We start from the raw sequence: 12,659 nt of genomic DNA, 5'->3' as shown, positions 1-12,659 counted from the left end.
CTGAGCGCACCGACCGCGGCGGCACGCTGCGCTACGCATGGCTCCGCGCGCCGCCACTCCACCGAATACAAAATTCACATCCAAGCCACCAGTCGGCACGCTTGACTCAAAAGCCCTCATATGAGGGGTGGGCAAAGCGAAGCGTGCCCGCCAATCAAGCCACGGGCATGGATGGTGGGCACGCTTGCGCTTTGCCCACCCTACAAGAGCTTAGGATTTCGAGCTATCTACGCACTCTGCGCGGTCTTCACGACCACGACCTTGTCGTCCGGCGCATGATCCGCGGCGTGGCGCTTGAGGTGCTCGCGGCGCAAGCCGATCTCGTCGCGCACGAATTCATAGCCGAGCTTGAACGTATCGAGCCCGTCGCTACTGATCGTGCCGTCGCGCAAGCCGACCACCACGCCACGCAGGATCGCTTCCAGCTCGTCCTGCAGCTCGTCGAGCGCGTCCAGCGAGTTGGCGTATTCCATGCGCTCGCCGACATCGAGAATGGCGGTTGCGAGCTGGCTGGCTTTTTCCGGCGCCACCCGGGTGATCTTGGCATAGATGCCGGCAAAGATCGTGCCGATGATGCTGAGCGCTGCGAGCGCGACATACATCAGGTCGCTGTAGCGCTCGACGAAGGACTTGGTTTCATCATTGATGTATTCGGCGGCGCCCGGATGCGCCACGATGAAGGCGTCCTTGTCGGTCGCTGCCGGCTCGATCTTGGAGGCGAAGCCGTCGGAGAGCGCGAGCTCGGCCTTGTTCTCGTAGATGATCCGCGCCAGATCGCCCACGGTCGTGGTCGAGAGCTTGGACTGGGCAACCAACAGCCATTCGAGCCCGATCGTGTCGACGTCCTCGGCGGGCAGGGCGGGCGAGGCGGACAGCATTCCGGTCGTCACCGTTTCCTCTGATGTCGCCGGATATTTTCGCGCGATCGCCTTCGCCGACTCGATGGCGTTCAGCGTGAAGCCGCCGCGTCGGGCATATTGCTCGTAGCTCTTGTCCTTTACGATCTGCGAGGCGTGCGCGATCTTGATCACGGCGCCGAAGCCCGCGGCGAAGAGCTGCTCGAAGGTCAGGCCGGGCGGCGCCATCTGCACCCGTGTCGTCGCCTCCGGGGTGTCCGACAACTCGAGAATATTGCGCACCAGCGCGGCCCCGCTCTCGCCGTCGGCGATGACCGCGATCTTCTTTTTCTTCAGGTCCGCGATGGTCTTGATCTTCTTGCCGTTCGGGCTGATCAGGAGAAGCAGGTCGTGTTCGAGGATCGCCAGCGCGCGGGCGCGCGGCGGTATCCTGGCGTCGGTGCGCAATATCGCAAGGTTGGCTTCCTTGCGGTCGAACTGCGACAACGCCTTGGCATTGTCGCCGTTCGGCACGATCTTGAGCCGCAACCGCGAGGAATTATTTTTCAGCACCGTCGCCAGCCTGGCGGCGAAGCGCGCCTCGGGGCCGTTGGTATCGCCGACCGCAAATACCAGTGTCTCGGAATTGCGCAGCAGGGTCCGGCCACCCAACACCACGGCGGCAGTCAGGACCAGCGTGAGGATGGAAAACAGCAGGATCTGGGCCCGGTTGCTCTTGACCGTCCGCGAACGGCGACGCGGCATTTTCGGATGTGGCGTTGGGGCTTCAGCACTCATGACTGGTACCCAGAGGGTCAGGGACGCATCGCCGCCGAACTGGCGCCGGAGGCCCGTCCGAATGAATTCGTAAATACCTAGAAAAGAACGATAATTTGCCTGCCGGGCAATGATAGCCCGCCCCTATGGGATTGCAAACCGCGCTGGCCGGTAACCTTACCCATCCAGGTCCGCTGCGCGCCGTTGCCGCAGTATCGCAGTTCCGCCACACCGTGCGATTTTCAGACTACCCACAGGTGCATTCCGGCCCGGGAGATGTCATAAATAAAGGCAACGTTCGCATAGTCCGGGTTTAAAAAAACATTGCGCTGACAGCCTAGGCCCCGGTTTTTCGCCACCCCGTCAGTCCCAGCAAAGGGCGTCAGCTTTGTTGTTTCCTTCGATGTCGTCCTCGGTCCCGGTAGGTGCGCTGGTAGGATGGATGCTGCTTCTGACCGTGAAGCACATCATTGCCGACTTCATGCTGCAAACTTCCTGGATGGCGATCGGCAAGGATCAGAAGACCGGCTGGGCCATGCCACTATTGGCGCATTGCCTCGTGCACCTGGCGGTGTCGCTGGTGTTGATCCTGATCGTCGCGCCGCGCTTCTGGTTCGTCGCCTTTATCGATTTCTTCATTCACCTCATCATCGACCGTCTCAAGGGGATCATCGCGTCCCGCTACGGCGTGACGATGGAGAACGAGCATCCGTGGTTCTGGACGCTGATCGGCGTCGACCAGGCGCTGCACCACCTCACCGGTTTCGGCCTGGCGATCTTCATGGCGGCGAACTGATCCCGCATTGGCGCTATCGCGCTCCTGGATTCAATCATCCTCCGGCTTCGGAAAATGCCGCCTCCGCCTCCGCTTCGGCTACGAATCATGTGTCGATTCCGCTGCAGTCGTGATTGGAAAGCCCCCCGGAACACTACTGGCGCGCTTGGTTAACCCTTCATTAGAGAATTGCGCGGCATCTTCCGCAAAGGGAGAACCGCAATGTTTTCAAGCCGCGACGCCTTCGAGAATGATTTCTGTCCGGTCCGGGACGAGCTCTTGGGCGAGATGTACCGCGCCAATGCGCACGGCCTGCCGCTGCTGGTCGACAGCGTTTCGTCCGACGTCCGTGCCATGCTGGCGCTGTTCTGCTACCGCCGCAGCCATCTGCACGCGCTGGCCCTGGCCATCGCCGCGAGCTGCACCGAACGCGAGCTGATCCATTTCGGTGGCCGGGTCGGTTCCACGCTCTATGCACTGTCGCGCGAACCCGCCGCGCGTTCCGCCTCGTCGTCCTCCCAGAACGGCCGCAAGCCGATCACCCTTTCGACCAAGCCGCTTTCGACCTTCAAGCCGATCGATGATGAGATCGACGAAGATGTTGCGGAAGCCGTGACGGCGTAACTCAGTTCAGCGTAGCCCGGGTGAAGCGCAGCGTAACCCGGGGGGCCCTCTCGCAATCGGCCAAAGCTGTCCCCGGATTTCGCTTCGCTACATCCGGGCTACTCACTCCATCCGGTCGACGTCACGCCAGCACCGGCAATCCGTGCCGCTTTCGCGCCATCGCGCATTCGACATCGCCGGGCATGCAGGTGCGGCACACCTCGGGCCGCACCGCGTAGACCACGCACGACGTCGCTTCGCCGACCTTGCCTGACAGCGCCGAACAGCGGTCGCCGTCGCAGCGCATGCCCGACAGCCGTTCGTTGACGAACCGTTCCGGGATCAGGTCGAGCGCCGCATCGTCCTCGATGGTGAAACGCGGCCAGTTCCGCGAGTAGTTGCAGCAGGCGCCGCAGGCCTGGCAGGGGCTTTGGTTATCGGCGGCGATTCGGTGCATGTTTCAGCGTTTAGCCCGGAATGACGGCCGCGGCCAGCGACTGATGTCAGGTATCTTTCGGCGCTTCCCACACCAGGCTGCGCCGCCATTTCGCCCGCAGGATGTCGCGCCGTTCAGGATATTTTTCGTCGTGATAGACCGCGTCGACGACGCGGTCGGTCCGGAAACTGCGGAAATCCTTCCGCAGTTCGCACCATGCCGCCAGGATCCGCACCGCCTCGTGATAGCCGACCGCAATCGGCCAGATTGTGCGCTGGCTGTCGCGGCCGTGCTCGTCGCGATAGTTCAGCGTGATCTTCTTGCCGTCATGGATCTGAGACCGTGTCCGCACCATGTCGATGCGGTCGGGCTCCCGGTTCCATGCCCGCCGGGCGCGGCTGGCGGGTTCCAGCACGAATGGCCGCAACCGCTCGGGCACGGTCTCGGCGACTTTCGCCATCAGGTCCTGGGCTGCCCGCGCCAGTGCGGGATCGGCATGGCCGACCACCCATTGCGCACCGAGAACACAGGCCTCGATCTCATCCGGCGTGAGCATCAGGGGCGGCAGGTCAAATCCCTTTTCCAGGATGTAGCCGACGCCTGCTTCGCCGCGGATCGGCACGCGCTGTTCGATCAGGGTCGTTATATCGCGGTAGATGGTTCGCTTCGATGTCTCCAGCTCGGCCGCGATCGCGTCTGCCGTCAAAGGTTTTCGGGTGCGCCGGAGCACCTGAATGATCTGGAATAGCCGGTCGGCCCGTCTCATGGCTCGTCTCTTTTTTCAAAGGCATCTACCCGATGCTGACAGCATGTTGGCAGCAGGGGGTCGGTATATCGGGACAACACCTCAAGTGAAGGGAACTTGTCCATGACGATTTTCAGCGAATTCGGCACCCTGGGAAGCCGCGGACCTCTGGTAAATGCCCAAGGCTTTGCATTGGAACAGCTCGTTTCCATCCACTGCGTCACGTCAGACCTGCGCTGGGCGATGGTTGAGCTGGCGTGGCGCTCGCTCACGGCCATGTGCGCGCTGGGACGAGCGCAACTGGTGTCGTGGATGCGCAGGCACCGTACGCCGCGGGGGGAGGCAGGTCACGGCCGGCAGTGCTGCTGCTGACACCATGGTGGCAGCAGGGGGGCGCTAGCCTTTAGGCACGTTTTGAGATCGGGAGACCAGCATGATTGTCCTTTACGGCTTCGGCGCCGGTTTCGGCCTGCCGGAGATCAGCCCCTTTGTGACCAAGACCGAGGTCCAGTTGAAGATGGCGGGCCTCGCCTATCGCAAGGAAAAAGCAAAGCCGCCGGCCTCGCCGAAGGGGCAGTTGCCCTACATCGTCGACGACGCCGAGACGATCGCCGATTCCACCTTCATCCGCGCGCATCTGGAAGCCAAATACGGTTTCGATTTCGACGCGCCGCTCAGCCTGCAGGCGCGTGCGCAGGCCTGGGCCTTCGAGCGGATGATCGAGCATCACGTCTATTGGGCGCTGGTCGGCGCGCGCTGGGTCGATGGCGACAATTTCGCCAAGGGACCGGCGCATTTCTTCGACAGTGCGCCAATGCACTTGCGTGAAAAAATGCGCGAGGATGCGCAGTTTCGCGTCGCCGAGAACTATTTGCTGAGCGGCCTCGGCCGCCACGCGCCGGACGAGGATATCGATCTTGCGGTTCGCTCGCTGTTTGCGCTGTCGGTCCAGCTTGGCGACAAGCCCTTCCTGATGGGCGAAACACCGTGCGGCATGGACGCCACCGCATTCGGCGCGCTCGCCGGAATTTTGACGCCGTTCTTCGAATCGGCGCTGCGGCAGCGCACCGAGCAGTTCGCCAACCTCACCGCCTATGTCGACCGCATGATGCTGCTGTATTACCCGGAATTCGCCTGGGCGCCGGTGCAGCAGGAGCAAGCCGCCTAGGTGTGATCCGCCGCGGCTGGCTGGCCCTTCAAGGCAGCCAGTTCGGCCTCCAGTTCAGCGATGCGGGCATCGCGCACAGCTAGTGCCTGCGCGACGTCGGCGGCATCGAATTTCTGCGGTATATGCTGCGGGCAGTTGGTGTCCCACGCCGCGATCTTGAACAGGATGACCTGCTCGGGCCGCGCCTTGTAGCTCTGCGGCATCAGCGCCTTCGTCAAGGCTTCATCGTCCTCCACCACGCGCGCCTCGCCCCAGATCTTCACGCGCCGGCGATGCGCATAGTCCATCACGAAAATATGGGCTCTTGGATTCTCCGACAGATTGCCTTGCGTGATGTACTGCCGGTTGCCGCTGTAATCGGCAAACGCGATCGTGTTCTTGTCGAGCACTTTGACAAAGCCCTTCGGCCCGCCGCGGTGCTGGATATAGGGCTGCCCGTCCGCGGACGCGGTCGACAGATAGAAGCTGTTGGTCTCGGCCAGGAAGCCCGCCAGGTTTTCGTCGATCTCGGTGCGCCAGCCGCCGCGCGCCTCGACATTGGCATAAGCGTCGCGCGAGCCCTTGCGGGTCTGGATCGCCTTCACCGCCGGGGTGAACGCGACGTCGCTGGAATAGGTGTGAACGTCAGACATCTGAGCCTCCACGTGGAGCGCCAACACGGTCGTCCTTCGCCCCTAAAATGGACGTTTCGGCAATATAAACAATCTCGGGAATTGACACTTCACTATTGCTGGATATGCAATAGTTGGATGGACCGGCTCGATGCCATGCAGGCCTTTGTCGCGGTGGCCGACTTGCGGGGTTTTGCCCCCGCAGCGCGCAAGCTCGGCCTGTCGCCGTCCGCCGTCACCCGGCTGATTGCGGCGCTGGAGGATCGCCTCGGCGCGCGCTTACTGCAGCGGACCACGCGGCAGGTGACGCTGACCGACGCCGGCTCGCGCTATCTGGAGCGGGCGCGGCGGATCCTGTCTGACATCGAGGAAGCCGAGGGCGCGGTCGAGGGGGAACGGACGCGGCCGGAAGGGCAACTCGTCATCTCGGCCCCGGTCGGCTTCGGCCGGCTGCATGTCAGCAGCATCGTATCAGCTTACCTGAAGCGGTATCCGGAGGTGAGCGTCGATCTCCGTTTGTCCGACCGCATGGTCAACCTGGTCGAGGACGGTGTCGACCTCGCGGTCCGCATCGGCCATCTGCCCGACTCGACGCTGGTGGCGCGCCATGTCGGCGAGATGCGGCGCATCGTGGTGGCTTCGCATGGATATCTCAAGGCGCACGGCGAGCCGCTGCGGCCAGGCGATATCCCGACGCATGATACCATCCAGTTCGGCGCCATGACGGCGGCGCTCGATTGGCGCTTTGTCGAGGACGGCCGCGAGATCCGCGTCGCCAGCACGCCGCGCTTCGCCACCAACAGCTCGGATGCCGCAATCCAGTATGCGGAAGCGGACGGCGGCCTGACGCGGGTGCTGGCCTATCAGGCCGCTGAATCGCTGAAAGCGCGTCGGCTCCGAATCGTGCTGGCGTCATTCGAACAGCCGGCTCTGCCGATCCACATCGTCTATCCGACCTCGCGGCTGCTGTCCGCCAAGGTGCGCACCTTCGTCGATCTCGTGACCGAGATGGCCGACTGGCATTTTGTCTAGCTCACCGGCTCCTTCTTCGGCACCACGCGGAACGTCGCATTGGCCCGCGCGATCACGACGTCGTCGGCCTTGATCAGGCTTTGCGCGAAGCAGATCGTCTTGCCGGTTTTGACGACTTCGCTCTCGACTGCAAGCCACTGCCCGACCTCAGCCGTGCCGATGAAATCGACCGCGAGACTGATCGTCACCAGCGAGGACACGCCGCCCATCACATGCGCGCAGCTATGGCCCATGGCGTTGTCGGCAAGGGCTGCAATCAATCCGCCATGAATTAGGCCGCGGCCATTGGTGTGCGGTTTGGCAAGACGCAACCCGATGATGATGGCCTTGTCGGTCGTCTTCGAATACAGCGGCTCCCAGGGATCGGTGAGCGGGCTCCTGTGGGTGCGAGGTTCGAAGCCTGCGGGAATGTCGGTAGTGGTCATGTGCGGCTCGCGTCATGATGTTTGTCATCATTGAACGCAACGCGCGTGTCGAAGTCACCACCTACAAAGTTTTAAACGGTATTACGACGGGTGTTTGAAATGGCATGAAGATAGAGCGCCAAGCGGCAGAATTCGTAGGGTGGGCAAAGCGAAGCGTGCCCACCATCTTGCGCGACACTTGGCGGTGGGCACGCTGCGCTTTGCCCACCCTACGGCCTACGGCTCCAACATCTTAAAACGGCAACCCCACATAATTCTCCGACAGCGATGCCGATGCCGCCTTCGAGTTGACGACATAATCCAGCTCGGCGAGCTGGATGCGCGCGCCGAATTCGCCCTCGTCGGGGAATTGGTGCAGCATCGAGGTCATCCACCAGGAGAAGCGCACCGCCTTCCAGACCCGCGCCAGCGCCTTGGCGGAATAGCCGTCGATGCCGGCCGAGGATTTCTCGTCGTAAAATTCGCGCAACGCCTGCGAGAGGTAATGCACGTCGCTGGCGGCGAGGTTCAGTCCCTTGGCGCCGGTCGGCGGCACGATGTGGGAGGCGTCGCCGGCCAGAAACATCCGCCCGAAGCGCATCGGCTCGGCGACGAAGCTGCGCAAGGGCGCGATGCTCTTTTCGATCGAGGGGCCGGTGACGAGCTCGTCAGCCGCCTTCTGGTCGATCCGGCGCTTCAGCTCGTCCCAGAAGCGCTCATCGGGCCACTGGTCGATATGATCGTCGAGCGGACATTGCACGTAGTAACGGCTGCGGCGCATCGAGCGCATGGTGCAGAGCGCAAACCCGCGCGCATGGTTCGAGTAGATCAGCTCGGGGCTGACCGGCGGGGTCTCCGACAGGATGCCGAGCCAGCCGAACGGATAGATCCGCTCATAGGTCTGGATCGCCGACGGTTTCACGCTGGCGCGGCTGACGCCGTGAAAGCCGTCGCAACCGGCGATGAAGTCGCATTCGATCTCGTGGGTGGCGCCGTCCTTGACGTAGCCGACGCGAGGGCGGTCGGTGTCGAAATCGAGCGGCTTGACGTCGGCGGCCTGATAGACCGTGGTGAGACCCGCCGCCTTGCGGGCGTTCATCAGGTCGAGCGTCACCTCGGTCTGGCCGTAGATCATGACGGTCCTGCCGGTGGCGCCGTGCATGTCGATGCGGTGGCGGGCGCCGCCGAACGCCAGTTCGACGCCATGGTGAACCAGCCCCTCGCGATGGGCGCGCGCGCCGGCGCCGACCTCGTCGAGCAGCGCCACCGTGCCTTCCTCGAGCAGGCCGGCACGGATGCGGCCGAGCACATATTCCGGCGTCTGGCGTTCGAGAATGATGTTTTCGATCCCGTAAAGGTGTAATAGTTGCCCAAGCAACAATCCTGCCGGACCTGCACCTATGATTGCGACTTTTGTCCTCAAGACCGGCTCTCCGATTGCTGTAGTCTACAGGTCCGCCGAACCGCGGACCCGCCGTGATGATTATATCATATAACAGTTTTGGCAAAGGACGTCGGTGCAAAAACTGGGATGGGTATTCGCCGCAGCGCACAAACAGGTGCGGCTGAACGTCCGTTTTGAAAATGCGCACCCGCCTTGAAAAATCGGGCGCGTTAGATAACATGTTAACTAACGGGGCCGGGCAAACAGGCCTGTCATGAGACTGCCAAAGAAACTGCCAAGGAAACTGCGAGGGGAGAGAATGTCCATGAGAAAAGCGTTGTTGGCGCTGCTGCTTGCGGCCGGTGTGACGCCTGCGCTGGCGCAGGAAAAAACCTTCGAGCTGAAACTGTCGCACTGGGTGCCGGCATCGCACCCGCTGCAGAAGGCGCTGGAGGACTGGGGCTCTGCGGTCGAAAAGGAATCCGGCGGCACCATCAAGTACAAGGTCTATCCCGCCCAGCAGCTCGGCAAGGCGTTCGATCATTACGACATGGCGCGCGACGGCATCGCCGACATCACCTACGTCAACCCAGGCTACCAGCCGGGCCGGTTCCCGCTGATCGGCGCCGGCGAATTGCCGTTCCTGATGTCGGACGCCAAGGGCGGCTCTATGGCGCTCGACGCCTGGTACCGCAAATATGCCGAGAAGGAGATGAAGGACGTCAAGTTCTGCCTCGCCTTCATCCATTCGCCGTCGACGTTCCACTCCCGCACCAAGAAGATCGTCACGCCCGAGGACATCAAGGGCATGAAGATCCGGCCTGCCCACGCCACCATGGCGAATTTCGTTACCCAGCTCGGCGGCGCCACCGTGCAATCCTCGGCGCCCGAGGTCCGCGACATCATCGAGCGCGGCGTCGCCGACGCCGTCACCTTCCCGTGGGGATCGGTGGTGCTGTTCGGCATCGACAAGGTGACGAAGTATCACATCGAAGCGCCGATCTACGTCACGACCTTCGCCTTCGTGATGAACAAGGACAAGTACAACCAGATGTCCGAGAAGCAGAAGAAGGCGATCGACAACAATTGCAACACCGAAGCCGCGGGGCGCGTTGGCGAGCCCTGGGGCAAGTACGAGGACGCCGGCATCGAGAAGATCAAGGCGATGTCGGACCATGAGGTCTACAAGCTGACGCCGGAGCAGACCGCGGCATGGAAGAAGGCGGCCGAGCCGCTGGTCAAGACCTGGGGCGAGGGCGTCAAGAAGAGCGGCGGCGATCCGGATGCGGCGCTGACCGAGCTCAAGGCCTCGCTCACCAAGTACAACGCGCTGGCGCAGTAAGACCTGACATCAGCCAGGACGGCGGCAGCATCTGCCGCCGCCATCTTCCCGCCATCGCCAGCCGTTCGGAGCGCCCATGAATCGCGCGCATATGGATCGCTTTATCGACACCATCGAATGGATCGCCGCCGCCTTCGTCGGCATTGTCGCGATCAACATCTTCATCGCCGTCATCCTGCGTAACACGCTGAACTATGCGATTCCCGACTCGTTCGACATCGGCCGCATGCTGCTCGGCATCCTGATCTTCTGGGGGATCGCCGCCACCAGCTATCGCGGCGGCCACATCACCGTCGATCTGGTGTGGGCCAATGTCGGCCCGAAATATCAGCGCATGATCGACGTGTTCGCCACGCTGGTGCTGCTGTTCGTCGTCACTGTGCAGACCTATACGCTGTTCGACAAGGTGCGCGGCACCTATAACGACAACGTCCTGACCTTCGAGATGCACATGCCGACCTGGCCGTTCTTCGCGGTTGCCTGGGCCGGCGATGCCGCCGCGGTGCTGCTGATTGCGATCCGAACCTACCGGCTGGTATTCCACCCCGAGGATATCCACGATGCCAAAGTCAAGCCGGTGGAGTAGGTGACATGAGCACCGATGCCGTCGCCGTCCTCGGATTCGTTTCGCTGTTTGCGCTGATGCTGCTCCGTGTGCCGGTCGGCATGGCGATGGGCCTCGTCGGCGTCTGCGGCTTCGGTTATCTGGTCGGCTTCACGCCGGCGCTGAAACTGGTCGGCCAGACCTCGATGCGCACGGTGACCGACTACACCTTCGGCGTGATCCCGATGTTCCTGCTGATGGGAGCGTTCGTCAGCAATTCCGGCATGAGCCGCGAACTGTTCCGCGCCGCCAACGGCTTTGTCGGCCATCTGCGCGGCGGGCTTGGCATCGCAACCGTCGGCGCCTGCGGCGGCTTTGCCGCGATCTGCGGTTCGTCGGTCGCCACCGCGGCGACGTTTTCCGCGGTGGCCTATCCGGAAATGCGCCGCTTCGGCTATCCGCAATCCTTCGCTACCGGCGTGATCGCGGCCGGCGGCACGCTGGGCGCCATGCTGCCGCCGTCCACCGTGCTCGCCGTCTACGGCATCATCACCGAGCAGGACATCGGAAAGCTGTTCATCGCCGGCATCATTCCGGGCCTGCTCGCGATGACCATGTACATGCTGACGATCGCGCTGATCGGCTGGTTCCGGCCCGGCTTCCTGCCGGTCGGCCCGCAGACTTCATGGCGCGAGCGCTTTGCCGGCGTGCGAAGCATCTGGGCGCCGGTGCTGCTGTTCATCTTTGTCATCGGCGGCCTCTACGGCCTGCCGTTTCTGCCGCGCTTCACCCCGACGGAAGCCGGCGGTGTCGGCGCCACGGGTGCGCTGCTGATTGGCGTGGTCACGGGACGGCTGAACAAGGACAAAATCCTCGACTCGCTGCTGCAGGCGACCCGCACGGCGGCCGCCGTCTTCACCGTACTGATCGGCGCGCTGATCTTCGGCTACTTCCTCACGGTGACGCAGACCCCGCAGAAGGTGACGGAACTGCTCACCGGCCTCGGGCTCGGCCGCTACGGTATCCTCGCGCTGATCATGGTGATGTATCTGGTGCTGGGCTGCCTGATGGATGCGATGGCCATGATCATCCTGACCGTGCCGATCATCTTTCCGGTGATCGTGCATCTCGGCTTCGATCCGATCTGGTTCGGCATCATCATCGTGATGACGGTCGAACTGGGCCTGATCCATCCGCCGGTTGGCATGAACGTCTTCGTCATCAAGAGCGTGGTGAAGGACGTGTCGTTCTCAACCATCTTCCGCGGCGTGCTGCCGTTCGTGGCAACCGACCTCGTCCGCCTGGTGATCCTGATTGCCTTTCCGATCCTGGCGCTGTGGCTGCCGCAACGCATGGCCGGATAGTGTATTGTTCGCCCGATGACCCCGCAGCTTGAAACCAGGTATGTTTTCACCATCACCGCCCGGATCGGCGAGGTGACGTCCGCCGGCGAGATCGGCACCGGCGTGCGCCGGATCATTCCGATAACAGGCGGCGAGGTGAGGGGTGAGAAGGTCAACGGCAAGGTTCGTCCCTTCGGCGCCGATTTCCAGATCATCCGCCCCAACGAGCTGATCGAACTGGAAGCCAAATACGCCTTCGAGACCGACGACGGCGCGGTTGTCTATGTCGAGAACAAGGGCCTGCGCTTCGGCCCGGTCGAGCTGTTGCAGAAACTCAAGCGCGGCGAGCCGGTCGATCCAAAACTGATCTATTTCCGCACCGTGCCGAAATTCGAGACGGGCAGTGAAAAGTATCGCTGGCTGATGGAAAACCTCTTCATCGCCTCCGCCGCCCGCCACGCCGACCGGGTCGTCATCGACGTGCACCAGGTGTTGTGAGACGGGGCGGGGTGATTTCTCCACTCGGCCAGTGTCGTAGATTCCATGGGGCGGTGAGCGTGCCCTCTCCGGTAGGTTTGGGTTTCCACACTCGAACCATCGGAGAGTCAGATGCAAGCATCGACCGTAGACACGCCCACCGCCGCACAGTTTGGCACGAT

General features: G+C 62.7%; 15 protein-coding genes. 9 read left to right on the top strand and 6 right to left on the bottom strand.

What is annotated here, in order from left to right; genetic code table 11:
- Positions 1 to 227 precede the first annotated feature (227 nt).
- On the bottom strand, positions 228 to 1,634 hold the full coding sequence (locus tag AC0QUY_RS41180; RefSeq protein ID WP_161851664.1) for a TAXI family TRAP transporter solute-binding subunit: 1,407 nt from the start codon (positions 1,632 to 1,634) through the stop codon (positions 228 to 230).
- 421 nt (positions 1,635 to 2,055) lie between these two features.
- Between AC0QUY_RS41180 and AC0QUY_RS41175 the strand changes: the two genes are divergently transcribed.
- Together AC0QUY_RS41175 and AC0QUY_RS41170 are read left to right on the top strand one after the other, a co-directional pair.
- Positions 2,056 to 2,409 (top strand): DUF3307 domain-containing protein, encoded by a 354-nt coding sequence (locus tag AC0QUY_RS41175; protein WP_202639243.1) that lies wholly within the window; start codon positions 2,056 to 2,058, stop codon positions 2,407 to 2,409.
- 201 nt (positions 2,410 to 2,610) lie between these two features.
- A complete protein-coding gene (locus tag AC0QUY_RS41170; RefSeq protein WP_161856362.1) occupies positions 2,611 to 3,012 on the top strand; it encodes a hypothetical protein in 402 nt (133 codons plus the stop codon).
- 121 nt (positions 3,013 to 3,133) lie between these two features.
- Here the strand turns inward: AC0QUY_RS41170 and AC0QUY_RS41165 are convergent, their stop codons facing one another.
- Positions 3,134 to 3,448 carry a YkgJ family cysteine cluster protein gene (locus AC0QUY_RS41165; protein ID WP_161851666.1) on the bottom strand — a complete coding sequence of 105 codons (315 nt, stop codon included), beginning with the start codon at positions 3,446 to 3,448 and terminating at the stop codon, positions 3,134 to 3,136.
- Between the two features lie 46 nt (positions 3,449 to 3,494).
- On the bottom strand, positions 3,495 to 4,193 hold the full coding sequence (locus AC0QUY_RS41160) for a helix-turn-helix transcriptional regulator (RefSeq protein ID WP_057858268.1): 699 nt from the start codon (positions 4,191 to 4,193) through the stop codon (positions 3,495 to 3,497).
- A 102-nt stretch (positions 4,194 to 4,295) separates the two neighbouring features.
- On the opposite strand from AC0QUY_RS41160, the gene AC0QUY_RS41155 reads away from it, so the two are divergent.
- Both AC0QUY_RS41155 and AC0QUY_RS41150 read left to right on the top strand, forming a co-directional pair.
- Positions 4,296 to 4,544 (top strand): hypothetical protein, encoded by a 249-nt coding sequence (locus tag AC0QUY_RS41155; RefSeq protein WP_475391612.1) that lies wholly within the window; start codon positions 4,296 to 4,298, stop codon positions 4,542 to 4,544.
- A 61-nt stretch (positions 4,545 to 4,605) separates the two neighbouring features.
- Positions 4,606 to 5,340 (top strand): glutathione S-transferase family protein, encoded by a 735-nt coding sequence (locus AC0QUY_RS41150; protein ID WP_161851668.1) that lies wholly within the window; start codon positions 4,606 to 4,608, stop codon positions 5,338 to 5,340.
- Here the strand turns inward: AC0QUY_RS41150 and AC0QUY_RS41145 are convergent.
- Positions 5,337 to 5,972, bottom strand: a complete 636-nt coding sequence (locus AC0QUY_RS41145) for a pyridoxamine 5'-phosphate oxidase family protein (protein ID WP_475391611.1) — start codon at positions 5,970 to 5,972, stop codon at positions 5,337 to 5,339. The two genes, AC0QUY_RS41150 and AC0QUY_RS41145, sit on opposite strands and share 4 nt — an antisense overlap.
- A gap of 117 nt (positions 5,973 to 6,089) precedes the next feature.
- Between AC0QUY_RS41145 and AC0QUY_RS41140 the strand changes: the two genes are divergently transcribed.
- A complete protein-coding gene (locus AC0QUY_RS41140; RefSeq protein WP_475391609.1) occupies positions 6,090 to 6,983 on the top strand; it encodes a LysR family transcriptional regulator in 894 nt (297 codons plus the stop codon).
- Here the strand turns inward: AC0QUY_RS41140 and AC0QUY_RS41135 are convergent.
- Positions 6,980 to 7,408: a PaaI family thioesterase gene (locus AC0QUY_RS41135; RefSeq protein ID WP_475391607.1), complete on the bottom strand. Its 429-nt coding sequence runs from the start codon at positions 7,406 to 7,408 to the stop codon at positions 6,980 to 6,982. The two genes, AC0QUY_RS41140 and AC0QUY_RS41135, sit on opposite strands and share 4 nt — an antisense overlap.
- Before the next feature lie 232 nt (positions 7,409 to 7,640).
- On the bottom strand, positions 7,641 to 8,810 hold the full coding sequence (gene pobA / locus AC0QUY_RS41130; RefSeq protein ID WP_475391605.1) for a 4-hydroxybenzoate 3-monooxygenase: 1,170 nt from the start codon (positions 8,808 to 8,810) through the stop codon (positions 7,641 to 7,643).
- 286 nt (positions 8,811 to 9,096) lie between these two features.
- Here pobA and AC0QUY_RS41125 point away from each other — a divergent pair, with 286 nt between their 5' ends.
- From AC0QUY_RS41125 to AC0QUY_RS41110, 4 genes are all read left to right on the top strand, one after another.
- Complete coding sequence (locus tag AC0QUY_RS41125; RefSeq protein WP_475391604.1) at positions 9,097 to 10,113, top strand: TRAP transporter substrate-binding protein; 1,017 nt, start codon at positions 9,097 to 9,099, stop codon at positions 10,111 to 10,113.
- A gap of 76 nt (positions 10,114 to 10,189) precedes the next feature.
- Entirely contained in the window at positions 10,190 to 10,699 is a 510-nt protein-coding gene (locus AC0QUY_RS41120; RefSeq protein ID WP_161851674.1) for a TRAP transporter small permease, read from the top strand.
- Between the two features lie 5 nt (positions 10,700 to 10,704).
- Positions 10,705 to 12,021 carry a TRAP transporter large permease gene (locus AC0QUY_RS41115; RefSeq protein WP_161851675.1) on the top strand — a complete coding sequence of 439 codons (1,317 nt, stop codon included), beginning with the start codon at positions 10,705 to 10,707 and terminating at the stop codon, positions 12,019 to 12,021.
- Between the two features lie 15 nt (positions 12,022 to 12,036).
- On the top strand, positions 12,037 to 12,498 hold the full coding sequence (locus AC0QUY_RS41110) for a DUF3237 domain-containing protein (protein WP_475391602.1): 462 nt from the start codon (positions 12,037 to 12,039) through the stop codon (positions 12,496 to 12,498).
- The last annotated feature ends 161 nt before the right edge of the window (positions 12,499 to 12,659 follow it).

It is taken from the genome of Bradyrhizobium sp. WYCCWR15520, from assembly GCF_056174665.1.
The sequence above is the reverse complement of the archived record's forward strand: the minus strand, read 5'-3'. Positions and strand labels throughout refer to the sequence as shown.

Bases quoted from the DNA above. Each gene is read 5' to 3' on its own strand.
- AC0QUY_RS41180 (WP_161851664.1), bottom strand. From the start codon at position 1,634: ATGAGTGCTGAAGCCCCAACGCCACATCCGAAAATGCCGCGTCGCCGT.
- AC0QUY_RS41175 (WP_202639243.1), top strand. From the start codon at position 2,056: ATGCTGCTTCTGACCGTGAAGCACATCATTGCCGACTTCATGCTGCAA.
- AC0QUY_RS41170 (WP_161856362.1), top strand. From the start codon at position 2,611: ATGTTTTCAAGCCGCGACGCCTTCGAGAATGATTTCTGTCCGGTCCGG.
- AC0QUY_RS41165 (WP_161851666.1), bottom strand. From the start codon at position 3,448: ATGCACCGAATCGCCGCCGATAACCAAAGCCCCTGCCAGGCCTGCGGC.
- AC0QUY_RS41160 (WP_057858268.1), bottom strand. From the start codon at position 4,193: ATGAGACGGGCCGACCGGCTATTCCAGATCATTCAGGTGCTCCGGCGC.
- AC0QUY_RS41155 (WP_475391612.1), top strand. From the start codon at position 4,296: ATGACGATTTTCAGCGAATTCGGCACCCTGGGAAGCCGCGGACCTCTG.
- AC0QUY_RS41150 (WP_161851668.1), top strand. From the start codon at position 4,606: ATGATTGTCCTTTACGGCTTCGGCGCCGGTTTCGGCCTGCCGGAGATC.
- AC0QUY_RS41145 (WP_475391611.1), bottom strand. From the start codon at position 5,972: ATGTCTGACGTTCACACCTATTCCAGCGACGTCGCGTTCACCCCGGCG.
- AC0QUY_RS41140 (WP_475391609.1), top strand. From the start codon at position 6,090: ATGGACCGGCTCGATGCCATGCAGGCCTTTGTCGCGGTGGCCGACTTG.
- AC0QUY_RS41135 (WP_475391607.1), bottom strand. From the start codon at position 7,408: ATGACCACTACCGACATTCCCGCAGGCTTCGAACCTCGCACCCACAGG.
- AC0QUY_RS41125 (WP_475391604.1), top strand. From the start codon at position 9,097: ATGAGAAAAGCGTTGTTGGCGCTGCTGCTTGCGGCCGGTGTGACGCCT.
- AC0QUY_RS41120 (WP_161851674.1), top strand. From the start codon at position 10,190: ATGAATCGCGCGCATATGGATCGCTTTATCGACACCATCGAATGGATC.
- AC0QUY_RS41115 (WP_161851675.1), top strand. From the start codon at position 10,705: ATGAGCACCGATGCCGTCGCCGTCCTCGGATTCGTTTCGCTGTTTGCG.
- AC0QUY_RS41110 (WP_475391602.1), top strand. From the start codon at position 12,037: ATGACCCCGCAGCTTGAAACCAGGTATGTTTTCACCATCACCGCCCGG.